This is a genomic window from Curtobacterium sp. ISL-83 (assembly GCF_018613895.1).
In the GTDB taxonomy this organism is placed as follows: domain Bacteria; phylum Actinomycetota; class Actinomycetes; order Actinomycetales; family Microbacteriaceae; genus Curtobacterium.
Genome location: NZ_JAGGPH010000009.1, coordinates 234,594 through 254,085 on the forward strand (window position 1 = coordinate 234,594; position 19,492 = coordinate 254,085).

At 69.8% G+C, this 19,492-nt stretch carries 22 protein-coding genes; 12 read left to right on the forward strand and 10 right to left on the reverse strand.

Annotation, left to right across the window (positions count from 1 at the left end):
* From J7E22_RS09195 to J7E22_RS09210, 4 genes are all read right to left on the reverse strand, one after another.
* A complete protein-coding gene (locus J7E22_RS09195) occupies nt 1-1,383 on the reverse strand; it encodes an oligosaccharide flippase family protein (RefSeq protein WP_308159195.1) in 1,383 nt (460 codons plus the stop codon).
* Nucleotides 1,320-2,162 (reverse strand): alpha-1,2-fucosyltransferase, encoded by an 843-nt coding sequence (locus tag J7E22_RS18215; RefSeq protein ID WP_214981271.1) that lies wholly within the window; start codon nt 2,160-2,162, stop codon nt 1,320-1,322. Before J7E22_RS18215 ends, J7E22_RS09195 begins: the two co-directional genes overlap by 64 nt.
* Nucleotides 2,159-2,731 (reverse strand): acetyltransferase, encoded by a 573-nt coding sequence (locus J7E22_RS09205; protein WP_308159196.1) that lies wholly within the window; start codon nt 2,729-2,731, stop codon nt 2,159-2,161. The genes J7E22_RS18215 and J7E22_RS09205 overlap by 4 nt, the downstream gene beginning before the upstream one ends.
* A gap of 70 nt (nt 2,732-2,801) precedes the next feature.
* Nucleotides 2,802-3,275, reverse strand: coding sequence for a DapH/DapD/GlmU-related protein (locus tag J7E22_RS09210; RefSeq protein ID WP_214981273.1), 474 nt, complete (start codon nt 3,273-3,275; stop codon nt 2,802-2,804).
* Between the two features lie 66 nt (nt 3,276-3,341).
* On the opposite strand from J7E22_RS09210, the gene J7E22_RS09215 reads away from it, so the two are divergent.
* From J7E22_RS09215 to J7E22_RS09235, 5 genes are all read left to right on the forward strand, one after another.
* A complete protein-coding gene (locus tag J7E22_RS09215) occupies nt 3,342-4,601 on the forward strand; it encodes a glycosyltransferase (RefSeq protein WP_251008934.1) in 1,260 nt (419 codons plus the stop codon).
* 17 nt (nt 4,602-4,618) lie between these two features.
* Nucleotides 4,619-5,647: a GDP-mannose 4,6-dehydratase gene (gene gmd / locus J7E22_RS09220; protein ID WP_214981277.1), complete on the forward strand. Its 1,029-nt coding sequence runs from the start codon at nt 4,619-4,621 to the stop codon at nt 5,645-5,647.
* The gene (locus J7E22_RS09225) at nt 5,647-6,618 is read left to right on the forward strand and encodes a GDP-L-fucose synthase (RefSeq protein WP_214981279.1); all 972 of its coding nucleotides are present in this window, start codon (nt 5,647-5,649) and stop codon (nt 6,616-6,618) included. The genes gmd and J7E22_RS09225 overlap by 1 nt, the downstream gene beginning before the upstream one ends.
* 38 nt (nt 6,619-6,656) lie before the next feature.
* Nucleotides 6,657-8,477, forward strand: a complete 1,821-nt coding sequence (locus tag J7E22_RS09230) for a DUF4012 domain-containing protein (RefSeq protein ID WP_214981281.1) — start codon at nt 6,657-6,659, stop codon at nt 8,475-8,477.
* Between the two features lie 500 nt (nt 8,478-8,977).
* Nucleotides 8,978-9,541 (forward strand): hypothetical protein, encoded by a 564-nt coding sequence (locus J7E22_RS09235; RefSeq protein WP_214981283.1) that lies wholly within the window; start codon nt 8,978-8,980, stop codon nt 9,539-9,541.
* Between the two features lie 191 nt (nt 9,542-9,732).
* On the opposite strand, the gene J7E22_RS18220 is transcribed toward J7E22_RS09235, so the two are convergent.
* Nucleotides 9,733-10,278, reverse strand: a complete 546-nt coding sequence (locus J7E22_RS18220; RefSeq protein WP_214981285.1) for a VanZ family protein — start codon at nt 10,276-10,278, stop codon at nt 9,733-9,735.
* A 295-nt stretch (nt 10,279-10,573) separates the two neighbouring features.
* Between J7E22_RS18220 and J7E22_RS09245 the strand changes: the two genes are divergently transcribed.
* Complete coding sequence (locus J7E22_RS09245; protein ID WP_214981288.1) at nt 10,574-10,903, forward strand: hypothetical protein; 330 nt, start codon at nt 10,574-10,576, stop codon at nt 10,901-10,903.
* A 178-nt stretch (nt 10,904-11,081) separates the two neighbouring features.
* The gene (locus tag J7E22_RS09250; protein ID WP_214981290.1) at nt 11,082-11,411 is read left to right on the forward strand and encodes a hypothetical protein; all 330 of its coding nucleotides are present in this window, start codon (nt 11,082-11,084) and stop codon (nt 11,409-11,411) included.
* A gap of 66 nt (nt 11,412-11,477) precedes the next feature.
* Here the strand turns inward: J7E22_RS09250 and J7E22_RS09255 are convergent, their stop codons facing one another.
* On the reverse strand, nt 11,478-12,209 hold the full coding sequence (locus tag J7E22_RS09255) for an SOS response-associated peptidase (RefSeq protein ID WP_214981291.1): 732 nt from the start codon (nt 12,207-12,209) through the stop codon (nt 11,478-11,480).
* 35 nt (nt 12,210-12,244) lie between these two features.
* A complete protein-coding gene (locus J7E22_RS09260; RefSeq protein ID WP_214981293.1) occupies nt 12,245-13,027 on the reverse strand; it encodes a hypothetical protein in 783 nt (260 codons plus the stop codon).
* A 39-nt stretch (nt 13,028-13,066) separates the two neighbouring features.
* Between J7E22_RS09260 and J7E22_RS09265 the strand changes: the two genes are divergently transcribed.
* Both J7E22_RS09265 and J7E22_RS09270 read left to right on the forward strand, forming a co-directional pair.
* A complete protein-coding gene (locus tag J7E22_RS09265) occupies nt 13,067-13,492 on the forward strand; it encodes an organic hydroperoxide resistance protein (RefSeq protein ID WP_214981294.1) in 426 nt (141 codons plus the stop codon).
* A gap of 10 nt (nt 13,493-13,502) precedes the next feature.
* Nucleotides 13,503-13,892: a YchJ family metal-binding protein gene (locus tag J7E22_RS09270; protein ID WP_214981295.1), complete on the forward strand. Its 390-nt coding sequence runs from the start codon at nt 13,503-13,505 to the stop codon at nt 13,890-13,892.
* Between the two features lie 18 nt (nt 13,893-13,910).
* Here the strand turns inward: J7E22_RS09270 and J7E22_RS09275 are convergent, their stop codons facing one another.
* On the reverse strand, nt 13,911-14,777 hold the full coding sequence (locus J7E22_RS09275; protein ID WP_214981297.1) for a shikimate dehydrogenase: 867 nt from the start codon (nt 14,775-14,777) through the stop codon (nt 13,911-13,913).
* Between the two features lie 54 nt (nt 14,778-14,831).
* Here J7E22_RS09275 and J7E22_RS09280 point away from each other — a divergent pair, with 54 nt between their 5' ends.
* On the forward strand, nt 14,832-15,845 hold the full coding sequence (locus tag J7E22_RS09280; RefSeq protein ID WP_308159197.1) for an iron-siderophore ABC transporter substrate-binding protein: 1,014 nt from the start codon (nt 14,832-14,834) through the stop codon (nt 15,843-15,845).
* A 502-nt stretch (nt 15,846-16,347) separates the two neighbouring features.
* Here the strand turns inward: J7E22_RS09280 and J7E22_RS09285 are convergent.
* Entirely contained in the window at nt 16,348-16,752 is a 405-nt protein-coding gene (locus J7E22_RS09285) for a DUF1304 domain-containing protein (RefSeq protein ID WP_214981299.1), read from the reverse strand.
* A gap of 157 nt (nt 16,753-16,909) precedes the next feature.
* On the opposite strand from J7E22_RS09285, the gene J7E22_RS09290 reads away from it, so the two are divergent.
* Entirely contained in the window at nt 16,910-17,287 is a 378-nt protein-coding gene (locus tag J7E22_RS09290; RefSeq protein WP_214981301.1) for a chorismate mutase, read from the forward strand.
* Nucleotides 17,284-18,351 carry a beta-propeller fold lactonase family protein gene (locus J7E22_RS09295; protein WP_214981303.1) on the forward strand — a complete coding sequence of 356 codons (1,068 nt, stop codon included), beginning with the start codon at nt 17,284-17,286 and terminating at the stop codon, nt 18,349-18,351. Before J7E22_RS09290 ends, J7E22_RS09295 begins: the two co-directional genes overlap by 4 nt.
* 216 nt (nt 18,352-18,567) lie before the next feature.
* Here J7E22_RS09295 and J7E22_RS09300 read toward each other — a convergent pair whose 3' ends face one another.
* Nucleotides 18,568-19,488: a 2-hydroxyacid dehydrogenase gene (locus J7E22_RS09300; protein WP_214981305.1), complete on the reverse strand. Its 921-nt coding sequence runs from the start codon at nt 19,486-19,488 to the stop codon at nt 18,568-18,570.
* Nucleotides 19,489-19,492: the final 4 nt, after the last annotated feature.

The window sequence follows — 19,492 nt, forward strand, 5'->3', positions numbered from 1 at the left end:
TCAGAGGAGTCGGACGAACACGAGTGCGGCGAGTACCAGCCACTCGATAGCAATCTGCGCGAGTGCTGCTCGTAGGGACACCGGAAGGAACTTTCGATGGAGCACCGCAAGGCACCCGGCCTGTGTGAGCGCGCCGACGATGAGGCCGATCACAGCTCCTGTAGTCCCTGCAATCGCGGCAAGGAGGATTGCCAAGAACGGGACCAGCATCAACACGACGAGATTGACGATCGAGTGCCGGAAGTCCGCTCGGATCTGAAGCTTCCACGACATGTAGCTGCTGAGCGCCAAGGACGGGAGGAGGGCTGCCATTGACGCGACCATCAGGTCAACGTGGAACCAGCCCGGGCCGAAGAAGACCTTCTGGATGAGTGAGGCCGAGACTGACAGGACGAGCGCGGCTGTGAAGGTCAACGCGTGTAGGGCGGTCCACAGGCGCTTGTCGAACCGTGTTCGATCCTCTGGAGTGCTGCTCTCGTGCCGCGCAAGCCGCTCGACGATTGCGCCCCCGAGCGAGAGCTGGACTTGCGTGATCGGGGTGACGATCAGCTGGTAGGACCGAGAGTACGTCGCGGCCGCGGTGGCAGGCAGGATGAGGGGGAGGATGCCGGAATCGATCGACCGGCTGGCGTAGGAGGCGACGTTCAGTGGCATGACCTGGAGTCCGTAGCGGAAGGGGTCGACCGACGTCGAGAGCCCATCCCGCAGGTCACTCTTGACAGACGTGCGCGGCCCCCTGCTGTTGCGTGGACTGAGGGCGGCGAAGATGACCAGACGAAGCAAGGACGTGAGAGCCAGTTGAACGCAGAGGACAGTGACCGACGCGCTCCTGGTGGCGATCGCAACGGTGATTCCATAGGCGATCACGGTGGCGATGACGTCGCTCGTCGCAATCCGGGCATAGGACCGGCCGATCATCATGCGGCCACGGAGCGGCTGCACCAGTGCCTGTGTCACGAGACCCGTGCCGAGGACTGCCATGTTGACGGGACCAGGGGGCCCCTGCGGCAACGGGGCGAAGGACAGCGCGAGCAGCGCGATCAGGAGGATCACGAGACCGCACGCTGCACTCGTGAGCGCACTCTTCCAGGCGGCTCGTCGATGGTGAGGCGTGTCTCCGTGAACGAGTAAGTAACCCATTGCCGACAGGTCGGTCGCGAGCGCGCAGATCGTGTAGACGAACGCCAGCACCGCGAACTGGGCGTAGGCGACCGGGCCGATCAGTCGGGAGAGAATCGCGAACGTCGTCAGCGACACGATGAGCACGACCGCCTGGCTCGCCGGGAGCCAGCCGAGCGCTGAGAGCGCGCGGAACCGAGTCACGCGTTCGCCACGGCAAACCACCGATCCCGCCGCAAGTTCGCGGGACGGTCGAAGAACCACGTTTGTGGTGCGACGACGGGTGCTCTGGAGGTTTCAGCGGCCCACCATGAGAACGTACTGTTCGGGATGACGAGCGCGCTCGCTGTGGCCATCATCTTGATGTTGTCCAGCGGAGAAGCGAGGTCCTCGGGGCCGACGATCTGGGCAGGGTCGACCTCGAACTCCTCCGCGACACTCTGCGGGTCGTCCGTGAAGATGACGCAGTCTTCCAGCCGCACTTCGAGCAGAGCGCAGGCGGCCTCGTAGTAGGCCCGTGTCAGGTACCCAAACGACTTTCTCGCGCTGGCTGATGTCGCGTAGTCGCCCCGCCTCACGTGCAACACTGGGCGGCCCGACGCGATGCGAGCCTTCCCGGGGTCCTCAACTTCGGTGCTCGCCAAACGCTCACAGACGGGCGAGGTCGGAAGTGCGAGGCTCGCCTCGTCCTGGAAGAACCCGACGCTGACCGTTCCCGGGCGGAACAGCTCCGCAGCTGGATCGTCCCCCTCGAATCGGAAACGGACCTTGCCGCGGAGGGAACGCCGGCGCTTCGTGCCGAGCCGCGTGTACGGGAGTCCGATCCTCGATGCTTCTTTTGCCGTGAGTGATGCCGTAGGTGGCACGATCCGGTCGAGCTCGAAATCACGAAGCCGGTCCTTGGCAAAGCTCGCGTTCGCGACCAGCAGCTTGCTCGGTCCATCTGAGGTCGCGAGCAGCGCGCGATTGAGTTGGAAGAGCTGGTTCCCGAGACCTCCGTGGATCCAAACCGTGACGCTCTGGGAGGGACGATCTAGGGTCACTTGCTTCGCACTCCACCGTCGTTGAATCGTGTGCCGATCGCCTGCGCCGGATTCCCGCGGACGATCGTGTTCTCCGGAACCTCTCCGGCCACGACCGACATCGGTGCGGCGAGCGAGGACGTTCGCATGTGGGTGCCGCCGAGGATCATGCAGCGGGAGGTGATCCAGACGCCGTCGTCGATGCGGATCGGCCGGGTGATCAAGGACATGTCTTTGCGATGTGCATGGCTGCCCGTGGTCATGAAGGTCTCTTGAGAGACGACCACGTTGCTCCCGATGATCACGTCGTCCTGGTTGTGGATCCACACGCCCTCGCCGATCCAGCAATCATCTCCTACTGAGAGCCGCCACGGGAAACGCACGCGCAGCCGCGGTCTGATGATCACGCGATCCCCGATGCGCGCGCCGAAGGAGCGGAGAACGAATGCCCGCAGCGCCGAGCTGATCTGCCACGGGTTGTAGACGAACAGCAACTCCGCGACAGCCCAGAGGAGCACGACCGGGAACGGTCTGTTCCACGTGCTGCGTTCGCCGGGTGCATCGGCCAGGGGGATCACTGGGGTCGGCACAAGTTCTCCATCCAGCGCTGCGGGCCCCTGGTCGTGTGCTCACGGACAGCGGCCATCGCAACGTGCGGTCTCAAGGAAGCGATTTCTTCATCCGAGCAGGGACACCAGCCCAGAACGTGTTGTCAGGGCAGTCCTCGCGCACCAGGGCGTTGGCGGCGATCACACACCCTCGGCCGATCGTCACTCCAGGCAGGATGGTCGCCCGGGCCCCGATCCACGTTCCGTCGCCGATGGTCACCGGTTCGACGCGCGGTGTTCCCGATCCCGCACGCCACTCTGAAGGGCCGATCTCGTGCGTCGACGTCAGGATCAATGCGTCCGGACCGATTGCGACGTGCGAGCCGAGCTCGATCTTGCCAGCCCCCTCGAACTTCACTCCCCGGTTGACGTAGCTGCCGGGTCCGATCGTGACCTTCCGATTCCAGAAGGAGACCGATCGCTCGATCCCGGCGACTGCCGTGTCGAGTCCGGCCATCCGCAGCACACGCCACCGGAAACGCACCGGAACGGGAACGCTCGCCAGCAGCGGGAGCAGGAGCGACATGGCGGAAGCCTAGCCGCGCCCCTTGCTTTCGCATAACACCTGCGCTGCTACGCTGCGCGGGTGCCGATGCCGCTGACAGTGACCATCGTCGGGCTGAACTACACCCCAGAAGCAACCGGAAACGCGCCTTACACGGGTTCGCTCGCTGAGGGGCTCCAGCAGCGTGGGTGGATGACGCGAGTGATCACTACGTACCCGCATTACCCGTCGTGGCGACTTCCGGAGAGTGGCGTCGGTTGGGCGAGCTCGTCGGCGGGGACGGGCGTCAGGGTCGATCGGAAGCTTCACTACGTCCCGCGGAATCCCCGTGGCTATCGCCGTCTGATCTCAGAACTGTCCTTCGGAGTGCGATCCGTCGTGGCGCGATGGGGGAAACCTGACGTCGTCGTCCTGGTCTCTCCTGGTCTCTTCGCGGCGATGTTCGGGGTGTTGCGAGCCAAGTGCGGGATCCGGCGCGTTCCGGTGGCGCTCTGGGTGCAGGACATCTACACCCTCGGCATCGAGGAGACTGCCCAGGGCGGCAAGCTGACGGCGCGCCTCATGCACGCCCTCGAAGGTCGGATCCTGCGCGCGTCTGATCGGGTGGTCGCGATCCACGAAAGATCGGCCGACGTCCTCATGGACCGGCTTCACGTCCCTGCGAGCAAGATCGCCGTGGTGAGGAACTGGACGCACTTGCCCGAGATCGAGGTCGTCGACCGTGCCGCCACCCGGGAGGCCCTCGGCTGGAACTCCAGCGATGTCGTCGTCCTCCACGCCGGAAACCTGGGTGTCAAGCAGGGGCTCGAGAACGTTGTCGATGCTGCCCGGCTGGCCGATGAGAGGGGAAGTGCAGTCAGGTTCGTCCTGCTCGGAGGCGGGAGCGAACGGTCGCGCTTGCAGCACGCCGCAGAAGGGATCCGCTCCGTCGAATTCCTCGAGGCGCTTGACGAGGACCGGTACCAGGCGGCGATGGCCGCGGCGGACATCCTCCTCGTCAACGAGAAGCCCGGCGTTGCCACGATGGCGGTGCCGAGCAAGTTGACCTCGTACTTCAGCTCGGGCCGACCGGTGATCGCGGCGACTGACGCAGGAAGCATCACGGAGAGCGAGGTCCTGACCTCGGGCGGAGGTGTGGTTGTCCCTGCGGGGGACCCTTCAGCGTTGTTGGAGGGGGCAGAAGCGCTCGGTTCCGATCTGTCCGCCGCGGAACGTCTCGGTGCACGTGGACAGCTCTTCCGGCGCTCGCATCTGACCGAAGATGCGGCACTAGCGCGTTACGCTCAGGTTCTGACTGCACTTGCCGTCCGGGGGACTGGCTCGAAGCCGACCCCTCGCTCTCGATAGAAGCTCTGGGGAATCGATTGACCAAGCGCGCACTCATCACGGGCATCACCGGCCAGGACGGCTCGTACCTGGCCGAGCTGCTCCTCCGCAAGGGGTACGAGGTGCACGGGGTGATCCGTCGGGCCTCGACGTTCAACACGTCGCGGATCGACCACCTGTACGTGGACCCGCACAACCCGGACGCCAAGCTGTTCCTGCACTACGGGGACCTGGGCGACGGTGCGCGGCTCGTGAGCCTGCTCGGCGAGCTGAAGCCCGACGAGGTCTACAACCTGGCGGCGCAGTCGCACGTGCGGGTGTCGTTCGACGAGCCGGAACACACCGGTGACGTCACCGGCGTCGGTGCCATGCGCATGCTCGAGGCCGTCCGGATGTCCGGCATCCACACGCGCTTCTACCAGGCGTCGTCGTCCGAGATGTTCGGTGCGACGCCACCGCCGCAGAACGAGGAGACGCCGTTCTGGCCGCGGTCGCCGTACGGGGCGGCGAAGGTCTACAGCTACTGGGTCACCCGGAACTACCGCGAGGCGTACGGGATGTTCGCCGTCAACGGGATCCTGTTCAACCACGAGTCGCCCCGACGCGGTGAGACCTTCGTCACGCGCAAGATCACCCGCGCGGTGGCGCGGATCAAGGCCGGCATCGAGGACCACGTGTACCTCGGGAACCTCGACTCGATCCGCGACTGGGGCTACGCGGCCGAGTACGTCGAGGGCATGTGGCGGATGCTGCAGGTCGACGAGCCGGACGACTTCGTGCTCGCCACCGGTGGCGACTTCACCGTGAAGGACTTCCTGTCGACCGCGTTCTCGCACGCCGGTCTGAACTGGGAGGACCACGTCCGGTTCGACGAACGCTACCTGCGCCCGAGCGAGGTGGACGCCCTGGTCGGCGACGCCTCCAAGGCGAAGGAGAAGCTCGGCTGGGAGGCGACGGTCGACACCGCCGAACTCGCCCGCATCATGGTCGACGCGGACATCGAAGCGCTCGAGCACGAGGGCAGCCCCTGGATCGACCGTGTCTCGCTCAAGAGTTGGGAAGCCTGATGGCCGACATCGAGTTCACCCCGGGTCCGCTCGACCGGTCCGGTCGCGTCTACGTCGCCGGCCACCGCGGGCTCGTCGGGTCTGCCGTCTGGCGGAAGCTGGAACAGGAGGGCTTCACCGACCTGGTGGGGCGGAGCTCGAAGGAGCTCGACCTGAAGGACCGCGCCGCCGTGTTCGCGTTCTTCGCGGAGCAGCAGCCGCAGTACGTGGTGCTCGCCGCGGCGAAGGTCGGCGGGATCATGGCGAACAACACCTACCCGCACGACTTCCTGAGCGAGAACCTGCAGATCCAGGTCAACGTCATGGACGCCGCCGTCGAGCAGGGCGTCGAGCGACTCGTGTTCCTCGGGTCCTCGTGCATCTACCCGAAGTTCGCCGAGCAGCCGATCCACGAGGACGCGCTCCTCACCGGGCACCTCGAGCCGACGAACGACGCCTACGCGATCGCCAAGATCGCCGGCATCATGCAGGTCCAGGCCGTCCGTCGACAGCACGGCCTGCCGTGGATCTCCGCGATGCCCACGAACCTGTACGGGCCGGGCGACAACTTCTCGCCCCAGGGGTCGCACGTCCTGCCGGCACTCATCCGCCGGTACGACGAGGCCGCGCAGTCGGGCGCCGAGCGTGTGGAGAACTGGGGGACCGGCACGCCGCGACGCGAGTTCCTGCACGTCGACGACATGGCGGCTGCCGTCCTGCACCTGCTGGAGCACTACGACGGCCCCGACCAGGTCAACGTCGGGACGGGTTCCGACGTGACGATCAAGGAGATCGCCGAGACCATCGCAGGCATCGTCGGGTTCGAGGGGGAGACCGTCTGGGACACCTCGAAGCCGGACGGCACCCCGCAGAAGCTGCTCGACGTGTCGAAGCTCGCCGACGCGGGGTGGACGGCCGGGATCGGGCTGGAGGCCGGTTTGCGCACGACGATCGACTGGTACCGCGCACACGTGGACTCGCTCAGGCAGTGAGCAGCCGGATCGAAGACGAGCAGTCCTAGGGTTGACGCATGTCCGACCTGCCCGAGTCGGGACACACTGCAGTACGCCGGGGGTCCAGGGCCCGGATCGTCCTGTGGGTCGTCCTCGCCATCGTCGTCCTGCTCGTCCTCGCCGTGGCGTGGGTGGGCATCCGTGGGTTGCTCGCCAAACGCGCGCTCGAGGACTCCGTCGGGTACGTCGGCACCCTCCGGTCCCAGCTGACCGGCGGTGACACCGCCGGCGCGCAGGCGACGGCGAAGCGCCTCGAACGATCGGCCGACTCTGCTCGGTCGCTGACAGGGGACCCGGTCTGGGGCGCGGCCGAGTACGTGCCGTTCTTCGGCGCGAACCTCCGCGCGGTCCGGCAGGTGTCGGGTGTCGTCGACGACATCGCGCGCAACGCCGTCGCCCCGGTGTCCTCGGTGGTCGGGGACTTCGGGAAGAACGCGTTCGCCCCGAAGAACGGGAAGATCGACCTCGCGCCCATCGAGCGGGCGCAGCCCGCGGTGCAGCGGGCGACGACGACCCTGCAGCGTGCACAGCGCGATGCGGACGGGATCGACACGAGCGGCACCCTGTCGCCCGTCACCAGCGCGGTGAACCAGCTGCGGAACGCCGCTGCGTCCGCCGCCACCCAGGCGGACTCCGCGAACCGCATCGTGCAGCTCGCCCCGGCCATGCTCGGGCACGACGGCACCCGGAACTACCTGCTGCTGTTCCAGAACAACGCGGAGCTCCGCGCAGGTGGGGGGATCCCGGGAGCCGTGGCGCGCCTCCAGGTCGACGACGGTGCCATCCACCTGGCGCAACAGTCGTCGGGTGGCGCGTTCGGGGAGTTCCCGTCCCCGGTGCTGCCGCTGTCCGCGGACACCCGCTCGCTCTACGGGGACATCACCGGGCAGTACATGCAGGACGTCACCCTCACCCCGCGCTTCGACGTGTCCGCACAGCTCGCCCGCGAGATGTGGAAGCGGAAGTACGGCCAGCAGGTCGACGGCGTGCTCACCATGGACCCGGTGACGCTCGGCTACCTGCTCAAGGCGACCGGACCCGTCCAGCTGCCCACCGGCGAGACGTTGTCGTCCGCCAACGCGGTGCAGCTGCTGCTGAGCGACGCGTACGTGAAGTACCCGGACCCCGCCGTGCAGGACCTGTTCTTCGCCTCGGCCGCGAAGGCGGTGTTCGACCGCGTGTCCACCGGCGGCTTCGACACCAAGCAGTTCGTCGCGGCGCTCACCGAGGGCGTCAGCGAGGGGCGCCTCAAGCTCTGGAGCGCGTCGCCCACCGAGCAGCGGCGCATCACCGGGACGGCCATCGCGGGCGAGCTGCCGACCGTGACGACGGCCACGCGGGAGTTCGGCGTGTACCTGAACGACGGCACCGGTTCGAAGATGGACTACTACCTCGACCGCACGGTCTCCGTCGGGACGTCCGTGTGCCGGAAGGACGGGCGGCCGACCTCGGTCGTGCAGGTCACGCTCAAGAACGCCGCACCGGCGGACGCCGCCACGAGCCTGCCCGCGTACGTCACCGGAGGCGGCATGTTCGGCACGATGCCCGGGACCATGAAGACCCTGGTGGCCGTCTACGCCCCGTCGAACGCCATCTACCTGGGGGCGTCGCAGGACGGCAAGTCGGCGGGCGTGCAGACCACCGCCGACGGTGAGCACCCCGTCGTGCAACTCCGCACCCTGCTCACCCCCGGGCAGAGCACCACGTTCCGCGTGGCGTTCCTGGGGGATGCGAAGCACGCGAAGGCCGCTGTGCAGGCCGTGACCACCCCGGGGGTGCGGCAGTCCGAGGTGCAGCCGCTGTCCTTCGACTGCACGGCTCCGGTCCCCGCGGGCTGACGAGCGCCTCTGCCTGCGCCCGCGCCCGCGCCTGTGCCTGCGCCGCAGCCGGAGCCTCCTGCGCCCGCACCGCCGCCGGAGGGTAGGGGTGCGCGCTCGGCGGACGCACGGTCGGCGCGCGTGACGCTCCGATTTGCGCAAGGGGAGTGGTGCCCCACAACGGGGGGTCCCTGCCGGAGCTGCACGGCCGGACAGGGAGCGGACAGGTGCTGGTCAGACACGGTCACACCGCCGGAACCGGCCCGTGGACAGGGCTTTCCACGAGCACAGTGCAACAAACGCCGCCGCTGACCACGTGAGGGCGCCTCGACCCGTGACCGTTCCGTTGCGCGCTGTTAACACACCCGTTGCAGGAAACATGATGACAACCTGGGAAATCCCGATACATTGAGACAACTTCGCAATCGCGCTCGCTACAACCATGGCCTGGGTGATCGGTTCGCGAAGACGCGGTTTCTGGGTGTCAGGGGCTGACGGATCAGATCACTAGGGGAACTCACATGAAGAAGCTCATCGTCGCGGTCGTGCTGGCTGGCGCCGCACTCATCGCCACGCCGGCCGCTGCCAACGCCGCCGGTTACACGCCCGACTCGAACGTCTCTGTCTCCGGCAGCTACGTTGCCGGTGGTGTCGCCACGGTGAGCTTCACCGATGGTGCGTTCCAGGACAACGAGACGGTCAACGTCCAGGTGACCGGCGCTGGCGCCGTGACCCTCGGTGCGCTGCCGACCACGACCGTCTCGAAGGCCTACACGGCTTCCTCGACCGGTTCGCTCGTCGTCCGCGTCACCTTCCCGCAGGGCGCCTCGGGCACCTACAACCTCACCGCCACCGGCGCCACCTCCGGCGTCGTCGGCCTCGCCCGCTTCACCATCGCGCCGGCTGACGCCGCTGCGGTCGCCGCGGGCACCGGCTCCGGCACGAACGGCACCCTCGCCTTCACGGGTGGCACGATCTCCGCACTCGCCCTCTGGATCGGTGGCGGCGCGATCGTCCTCGGTGGCGGCCTGCTGGTCGTCCGCTCCTCGGTCCGTCGCCAGCGCGACGACCAGATCGCGGCGTAACGCTCGGATCACCAACGGAACCCCCGGAGCCTCCTGCTCCGGGGGTTCCGTCGTTCCCGGACGGTGGCTCATGGTCGACGGAAGGGCTGCGTGATGCGACGGGAACTCCTGCTGCACCGAGACGGGTCCGGTTCACGACTCGCCGACGAGGGGCAGGGCTGGCAGGCGGTCAGGCAAGCCGGCGTGTTCCGTCAGCGCGTCGCCCGGCGTCGTGCTGCCCAGCCCAGCGCCACGATGCCGATGACGGCCCCGAGCGTCGCCCCGAGGGTGTTCGCCAGGACGTCGTCGATGGTCGCGGTCCGCGCCGGCAGGAACAGCGCCTGTGCCGTCTCGATCGCCGTGCTGAGGACCAGGCCGGCAGCAGCACCGGCCCACCACCAGCGGGCGCCCATCAGCAGCACGACGAGCAGCCCGAGCGGCAGGAAGAACGCCACGTTCGACAACGACTCGACGGTGGCGTAGTCGACCCAGGGCGGGGCGCCGTGCCGCTGTGCCGCCGCGATCACCCTGGTCAACAACGGGTCCACCCCGGCGTCGACCGGGCTGCCCCAGAGCCCGATGAACAGGACCGCGACGATGTAGACGACGCCGATCCCGACCGCGATGCGGCGGCTCCGGCCGGTGGCGTGCGCGCTCGTCGCGCCGCGTCGACGCGCGGCGTGGGACCAACCGGTCCCGCGCACGACCGCAGCGCGGATCGTGCTCCGCACGCCCCGGTCTTCGTCCTCGTCCCGCACGGAAGGTCACGGTAGTGGGTCGCGCCTCCAGACCGGTCGACAGGTGACGAACCACCGGACGGGAGGCCCGCGTCGCCCCCGCAAGGCGGGCTGCTGTGGGATGGTCGCAAAACGCCACAGGCGTCGGGGGACGTGTACCCCGAAGCCGGATCGTACCGCCGCGGAAACACTGGGTTCCCGCGTGGATCGCATTGGGGAAGCCCGTGAATCGGCGGGCGTCGCTGGTGGTGCACCCCGTCGACCCCCTAGCGTTTCGGTGTCAGCAGTTGTACCCCGGAGCGCGAAGGAGAGCGACATGAGCACCACCGTCAACAACGACACGCCCCTCGAGGTCACGCTCGACAACGAGACCGTCGACACCATCGCGATCCTCGACGCCGTCGTCGAACTCCCGTCCCGCGCCTCCCGTGCACGGCTGACGTGGACGCAGGACGAGCCCGGCGAGTGGATCGCGAACTACGGCGCCCACTTCGGCGGCACCGTCGAGAAGCACGACGACCGCTATGTCGCCTCGGACACCTTCGGCCTGGTGGTCGGCGAGTTCGACTCCCTCGAAGACGCCCAGGCCAACCTGTCCGACCGACTGCACACCATGCTGCCGCCGGTCATCCGACCCGTCGAATGACGTCTCGCCGGCACCGACGCCGGCGAGCAACGGCCACACCGGCCGCTCGACAGCACGACACCACGGCTCACCGTTGAGCCGCGCACCACGAGCACGACGCACCACGAGCACGACGCAGCACCCACAACAGCACAGCACGGCAGCAGGGGACAGGATCGTCCCACCGAGGAGCAGCACCATGAGCATGACCGACACCCGCCGCCAGCGGAGCGAAGTGACCCTCGACACCGCCACGATCGAGGTCATCGCCGAGATCGAAGCCGACGTCATCGCCACCGGCCGTCCGACCCGCGCGCACGTTACCTGGACGAAGGCCGACACCGGACTCTGGGCCGCGAACTACGGCGGCTACTACGGCGGCGTGGTCGACAAGCAGGGCGACCACTACTTCGTGTCCGACACCTTCGGCCAATACGTCGGCGACTTCCGGACGCTCGAGGAAGCCCAGGACCGCCTCGCGACGCGGCTGCACCAGCTGCTCCCCGACGTGATCTCCACGCTCGACTGACACCACCGCATCGTCACGCCCCGCCAGGACCCCGGTCCTGCTGCGGGGCGTCGTGCTGTCCGGGCCTCAGGCCACGCGTTCGATGAGGTGCGGCCCCTGGTTCCGGACGCTGTTGACGGCGCGGGACACCTCGTACTGCTCGAGTCCGGCCGCGACCGCGAGCGACTCGTGGTCGAGCAGTGCCAGCAGGTCATCGGGCTGCAGGTCGCTCCCGAGCCAGTCGTCGTACCCGTCGGGCGTCAGGAACGCCGGCATCCGGTCGTGGACCTCGCCCGGCGCGACGTGGGCGTCGCGGGTGATGATCGCGAGGGACAGCCGCCACTTGTCCGGATCGCCCTCGGGCTTCGTCGGGTCGGGCCAGGCGCTGACGACGCCGGCCATGGCCAGTGCGCCACCGGGCTCGTGCACGAAGTGCGGCTCCTTGCCGTCCTCGCGCACCACCCACTCGTAGTACCCCTGCGCGGGGACGATGCACCGGTTCGTCGCGAACGCCCGCTTGAACATCCCGCTCGAAGCGACCGTCTCGATCCGGGCGTTGATCGGCTTCGGGCGCTGCTTGACGAAGTCCTTCGACCAGCTCGGCACGAAGCCCCAGCTGATCTGGGGCAGTTCGCGTTCCCCGTGCCGTTGGCGGACTGCGTACACGGGGTCCGTCGGAGCGACGTTCCAGCTCGGGGCGAGGCCGGCGTGCACCTCTCCGGTGTCCTCGTCGACGTGCTCCGTCCGCACGGCGAGTTCGCCCATCAGCTCGGGGAGCAGGTCAGCAGTGGTGTCGGAGACGACGAACCTTCCACACATGCGCCCAGTGTGCCCGGGTCCACCGACAGGCGTGTTCACTCGCCCGGCAGGCGCACCTTCGACCCGGTCGGCTCCCGCCGCCGATCCGCTGGCGGCACGGCCGCGTCGGCAACGGCCGTGTCCGGAAGCGCGAGTGCCGCGAGTCGTGCTCGCTCCGCCCGCCCGAGCCGCACGAGCATGTCCGGCAGGGTGACGAGGTAGAGGAAGGCCCACGGCACCGCGAACCCGGTCACGACGCCCGCGGTCACGACGGCCGCACCAGCGAGACCGAGGGCACCGAAGAGCGGAGCGGCCCGCACCAGCCGACGGACCAGCCCACGCTGCAGGAGCGGGGTGTCCGCCAGGATCGCGGCGCGGTCGTCGGGGTTGATCGGCGGCATGGTGCGGGCGAGGTACGGCTGCACCGACCACCGCACCGCGAGCTGCCAGTCCGGCCGGACCGTCCTGCCGTTGATGGTCGCCGCGGGGTCGACCGGCAGCGCCGTCCGCCAACACCCCACCACGAGCAGGGCCGAGGCCAGGCCCAGCAGGGCGATCGCGATCACCGTGCGGACGGGGCCCGCGCCGGTCCAGCCCACGGTGAGCTGCAGCGCCGTCAGGCCCGCCACGACGATGACGGCGACCACGGCAGCCACCAGCCCCGACCCGCGGACGCGCCGTCGGTCGACCACCTGCCACACCTGCGCGCGGAACACGCCCCACCCGAGTCGGATCACGTCTCCGTCGTACTCCACCTGGTCGAGCGCCACCGGCGCGCACGCCGGACACGCCCGGACGCCCTCGGTCCCGCGCTCGCCGGGCAGCGGGGGGACGGGCACGCCCAGCAAGCGTCCAGACGCGCACGATGACCTCGGGGCATGACTCTCGACATCGTCTACACCGCAGCAGCCCACGCCACCGGAGGCGGACGCGACGGTCACGTCCGCAGCGAGGACGACCGCCTCGACCTCGACACCCGTCCGCCGAAGGAGATGGGCGGCAGCGGCGAGGGCACGAACCCGGAGCAGCTGTTCGCCGCCGGGTACGCCGCGTGCTTCCTCGGTGCGCTGCACGCCGCGGGCCGTGAGCTGGACCTGGACACCACGGGCGCCGAGGTCTCGGCCGAGGTCAGCATCGGTGGCGACGGAACCGGTGCCTTCGGCCTCGCGGTCGAGCTCGACGTCTACGCCCCGGCGACGCCCGCCGAGCAGCGCGGACGCCTGGCGGAGCGCGCGCACGAGATCTGCCCGTACTCGAACGCCACCCGGGGCAACATCACCGTCACCCTGTCCCTCGTCGACTAGCGTGCCGGGCGTGCCCCTCGACGCCGCTGCTCGCTGCCCCTGCCTGAGCGGGAACCCGTACGGCGAGTGCTGCGGGCCCCTCCACGGCGGGGCAGCGGCGCCGACCGCGGAGCGCCTGATGCGCTCCCGGTTCTCGGCGTTCGCGCTCGGGCTCCCGGAGTACCTCCTGCTGACGTGGCACCCGCGGACGCGACCGTCGTCGCTGACGCTCGACGACGGGCAGCGTTGGACCCGGTTGGACATCCTGTCGACCCGGTCTGGAGGCCCGTTCGACGCCCAGGGCACGGTCGCGTTCCGCGCGTGGTGGCGATCCGACACCGAGCGGGGCACGCTCGAGGAGACGAGCGAGTTCGTCCGCGAGGGCGGCCGGTGGTTCTACGTGGACGGCGTCGTGGCCTGACCGGCGGCGGGGTCGCCCCTACGCGTGGATGACGGGAGGCAGCCCGACCGCCGCGCGCATCGTCCGTCGGACCGTGGCCTCGTCCGGCAGGAGCTGGTCCTCGTCGCCCGTCAGGAAGAACCGGATCTGCCCGATCGCCTGCTCGGCGAGCATGTCGAGTCCGTTGAGCACCCGACCGCCCGCACCTGACCAGCGCTCGGACGCCGCGGTCGGCCACGGCTCGTACGCCACGTCGAACAGGACGGCGTCGGAGCCGGACGGCACGAGGTCGAGGTCGTCCGCCGCACCGCCGGGCAGCGTCGAGACGACGAAGCCGTGCCGGGTGCCGGGCAGGTCGGTCAGCGGCAGGACCTCGAGCGAGACGCCGAGCCGCACCGCGAGCGCGACGAGCGATCCCGCCCGCGAGGTGTCGCGGACGAAGACCCGCACGAGCCGCGCACCGAGCCGGACCGCCGCGGTGAGGGCGCTCGCGGCCGTGGCGCCTCCGCCGAGGACGGTCGCCTCGCCCGGCACGTGTCCGAGGGCTTCGACGGGGCGGACGAGTCCTTCGACATCGGTGTTCGCGCCGGCCCGCAGCACGGTGGACCCCGACTGCCGGAAGACGACCGTGTTCGCCACCCCGAGCTCGTCGACGAGCGGCGTCGTCCGGTCGAGCATCGGCAGGACCTCGCGCTTGAGCGGCATCGTCAAGCTCAGGCCGCGCCATTCCGGACCCAGCCCCGCGATGAACGCGTCGAGCCCACCGGAGGCGACCTCGTGCCTCCCGTACGTGAACGGCACCCCGAGGACCGCGTAGGCCGCCGCGTGGAGCGTGGGGGAGAGCGAGTGCGCGATGGGGGAGCCGAGGACTGCCAGGCGTGTCCGCTCGGGATCGGGGTACAGCACGTCCACAGCCTAACGAGGCTGTTCTCGGCGGGGCCTTAGGTTAGGCTTACCTATGTGATCAGCTCCTCTTCCCCCAAGCGTCGGCTCCGTCGCGTGCTCGCTGCCGCGGGCGCTGTCGTCGCCGCCTCGCTCGTCCTCGCCGGGTGCGCCTCCGGTTCCGGCTCCTCGTCCGACGACGCGTCGACGAAGGCCGGCGGGCAGTTCCCGGTCTCCATCACGACCGCCCTCGGCACGACGACGATCAAGTCGCAGCCGAAGCGCGTCGTCGCCCTCGGCTGGGGTGACGCCGAGACGGCGCTCGAGCTCGGCGTGCAGCCGGTCGGTGCCAGCGACTGGCTCGCCTTCGGTGGCGACGGTGTCGGGCCGTGGCTGAAGGGTGCGTACGAGAAGTCGCCGAAGATCATCCAGACGCTCGAGCCCAGCTACGAGGACATCCTCGCCCTCAAGCCGGACCTGATCCTCGACGTCAAGTCGTCGGGCGACAAGGACCGCTACGCCAAGCTGTCCGCGATCGCCCCCACCGTGGCGGTCCCGAAGGGCGCGGAGAACTACCTCGCGAGCACGACGCAGCAGACCACGATGATCGCGAAGGCACTCGGCAAGGAGCAGGCCGGCAAGAAGCTGCTGTCCGGCCTCGACGACGCCTACGCCGCGGCCCGCACGGCCCACCCGCAGTTCGCGGGCAAGTCGGCGGTCGTCGGTGCCTACAGTTCCGAGGGCTTCGGGGCGTACTCCTCGCGGGACAGCCGGTCCACGTTCATGCGGAACCTCGGCTTCACGATCCCGAAGGCCATCGACAAGCAGGCCGGCTCGGCGTTCTCGGTGCACCTGTCCGACGAGAACCTCGACCTGCTCAACGCCGACCTGACACTCGTGCTGCCGATCTACGTCGACGCGAAGCAGGCCGAGTCGAACCCGTTGTTCCAGAAGGTGCCGTCGGTGCAGGCCGGGCACGCGATCGTGTTCGACGACAAGGACGTCTCGTCGGCGTTCTCGATGGGGACCACGTCGGCGATCGAGTGGGCGCTGCAGAAGCTGCCGGACGAGTTCGCCGCGAAGCTGGGCTGAGCGGGTTCGCGCGTAGGGGCCGCTCCCACGCGTGCTGAGTGCTTTCGCGCGTGCTGAGTGGTTTCGCGCGTACCTGGTCCGGAGTTCCGGTCGGGTACGCGCGTTTCCGCTTTCCATCGCAGCTGTTTTGGGAAGGAACGCGCGTTGCGGGCGGACGGGCGCGCCCGCGCCTCGGGCCGGGCGGTTTCGCGCGTAGTGAGTGGTTTCGCGCGTACTGGGTCGGCAGTTGGCACCGGGTACGCGCGTTTCCGCTTTGCATCGCGGCCGTTTTGGGAAGGAACGCGCGGTGCGGGCGGTCGGGAGGCGCGGGGTGACCACCCGGGGGCCGTTGCCGACCCGGGGTGGCGGGTCGAGCCTCCAGGCCGTCGGCGGCAGGGGCGGCTGCGCCGTCCCTGGAGCGCGGCGAAGCCGCACACCGGGCCGCAGGCCGCAGGTCGGAGTGCGCTGACCCGGCGCGCCGCAGGGCGGCGACCGCGGGCGCGGGGCGACCGCGGGCGCGGCGTCAGGCGCGGAAGGTCGACCCGAGGAACGCGAACAGCAGCGTGATCAGCGGCAGCGCGCCCTGCACGAACGCCGAGTTCAGGTACTTGCGACCGGTGCCGGCCAGGACCACGGCAGCACCGAGCATGCTCGCGGTCGAGAACACCACGAGGGTCCACCCGCTGGCACCGTCACCCGCGGCCACGAGCACCACGCCGAGGATCGCCCCGATCGCCAGGAACAGGTTGTAGAAGCCCTGGTTGAAGGCGAGGGAGCGGGTCGCGACCGCCTCGGTCTCCGAGGCGATACCGAAGATCCGACGCACCCGGGGGCTGGTCCACGCGACCGACTCGAGGAAGAAGATGTACACGTGCACGAGGCCCGCGAGGACCGCACACACGCTCGAGATCACGAGCAGGACCGACATGGGTTCCATTCTCGCAGCACCGCGGTCGGCACTCAGGCCCCGCTCAGGCGGCACGCCTCGGCACGCCCCTCGTCGTGGTCCTCGGCGTCTCGCTCGGCGTCGCGCTCGGCGACGTAACCGACAGGTGACGACCGGGCTGCGCCGTTAGGCTCGTGCCATGAGCGACGACGCCCCCACGCCCTCGGACGCCTCGGCGCGCACGGACGCCTCGGCCCCCGCTGCAGCCTCCGAGCGCACGTACGACCAGTCCGCCGTCGCCGAGCTGCGCAGCATCCGGCAGAGCATCGACAACATCGACGCCGCCGTGATCCACATGCTCGCCGAGCGGTTCAAGTACACGCAGCGGGTTGGGTACCTGAAGGCCGCCGCCGGCATGCCCGCCGCCGACCCCGCGCGTGAGCAGGTGCAGGTCGAGCGGCTCCGCTCCCTCGCGGCGGAGGCCCACCTCGACCCGGCGTTCGCGGAGAAGTTCCTGAACTTCATCGTGGCCGAGGTCATCCACCACCACGAGCAGATCGCCGGGGCCGAGCAGTGAGCCTGCCCGACCTCGAGCTGCTCGTCGGCTCCTACACCGCGACCGGCGGGGGCACCGCGACCGGGATCTCCCACGTCTCCGGTGGAGCAGCGGGCACGGCAGCGGTCATCGACGACCCCTCGTTCCTCGCCGTCGAGGGCGACCGCGTGTACGCCGTCTCCGAGACCCTCGACGGGCACGTCTCCGCCTTCCGGTTCGCCGGCGGGAGCCTCGAGCACCTCTGGGACGCACCGTCCGGCGGCGCAGCACCCTGCCACGTGCGCGTCGACGCCTCGGGCACGATCATCGTCACGAACTACGTCTCCGGAACCGTCACGGTGGTGTCCCTGACTGCGGCGGAAGCCATCGTCGCCCAGGTCCCGGTCCCCGGTGCACACGGCAGCGCGGACCGCACCGTCCTGCCCGCCTCCGCCATCGCGACCGCTGCCCTGCCACCGGTCACCGGTCCGGTCGCCGATCGCCAGGACGGCCCCCACGCCCACCAGTCGATCGCAACGCCGGACGGCACCATGATCGTCGCCGATCTCGGGGGCGACGCGCTGCACGAGTTCCGGGTGACCGACGCGCCGTCGATCGACCTCGTGCGCGTCCACCGGCTCGCTCCCGGTGTCGGCCCGCGCCACATGGCGTGGTTCGACGGAGACCTCCTGGTCGCGGGCGAGCTGGACGGATCCGTCCATCGCCTCCGCCGCGACGCGTCCGGGGCGCTCGTGACCATCGCGACGGTGCCGACGTTCGACGGGCCCGTGGGCGAATCGCTCCTCAGCCACATCGACGTCGACGAGGCCGGACGCGTCCTCGTCGCCGTCCGTGGCCGCGACCTGATCGTGGTGCTGGACGCATCGGGCGGAGGGCTCACGCTCGTCGGGTCCGCGTCCTGCGGTGGGGTGTGGCCGCGCCACTTCGCGCGGGTGCCCGGCTCGGTGCTCGTGGCGAACCAGATGTCGGACGCGATCGCCGTCCTGCCCCTCGGCGACGACGGGGTCCCGGGCGAGGCCGTCGCGCAGATCGCCGTCGGCACGCCGACGTGCGTCATCCCGCTCGGGCGGTCTGCCGCGGCCTGACGTGGACGGATCGGAGGCTCGGCCCGGACTGGAGGCGCGCACCGGACTGGAGGCGCGGGGCGCCACGTCGGGACCGGCCCCTCTCTGCGGATGGCTGGCCGGGTTCCGCGGAGCGCCGCGTCGAGATCGCCTTCCGCTGGGCGGATGGCTGGCCGGGCTCCGCGGGGTGCCACGTCGAGATCGCCCATCGCTGGACGGATGGCTGGTCGGCCTCCGTCAGCGCTCGACGATGTTCTCGAACGGACGACCCTCGGCGAACGCCGCCACCTGCTTGCGCATCAGCGCGATCGACCGCGGAACGCTGAGATCGGTGTTCCCGCCGACGTGCGGTGTCAGCACGGTGTTCGGCGTCGTCCAGAGCGGGTGTCCCTCGGGCAGGGGCTCCGGGTCCGTGACGTCGAGCGCGGCGAACAGCCGACCGGACTGCAGCTCCGCGACCAGGGCGTCGGTGTCGACGACCTTCCCCCGCGCCACGTTCACCACGAGGGCGCCGTCGGGCAGGGCCGCGAGCAGCTCGGCATCGACCAGGTGCTCGGTCTCGTCCGTCAGCGGCGCGATGAGCACCAGGACGTCGGTGTGCGCCGCGAGTTCGGGCAGCTCGCCGAACGCGTGGACGTGCCGGCCGTCCTGGTCGCGCGCCGTCCGCGCCACCACCGTGACGTCGGTGCGGAAGGCCTCGAACCGCGAGGCGATCTCCTGACCGATCGCGCCGTACCCGACGACGGTCACCCGGCGGTCGGCCAACGACCGCGTCGTCCGGGCGTCCCACACGCCGTTCGCGCGGTCGGCCTGGAAGGCGCCGAGCTCGCGGAGCGAGGTCAGCGCGAGTCCGACGGCGAGTTCAGCGGTCTCGTCGTCGTGGATCCCGCGACCGTTGGCGAGCAGCGCGTGCCCGGGGACGTGCGGCACCGCGTGCTCGTACCCGGCGCTCGGCAGCTGCAGGAGCTCCAGGTTCGGCAGGTCGTGGACGAACTGCCACCGGTGCCGCCCGGCGAAGTAGAACGGCAGGAACGTGATCGCGACGTCGTCCGGGCGCGGGTGCGGCCCTTCGACGTCCCACACGTCGAGCTCGATGCCGTCCGGCACCGGGCCGAACCGGTCGACGAGCTCGCCGAAGGGCAGCGTGACGATCGGCACCGGC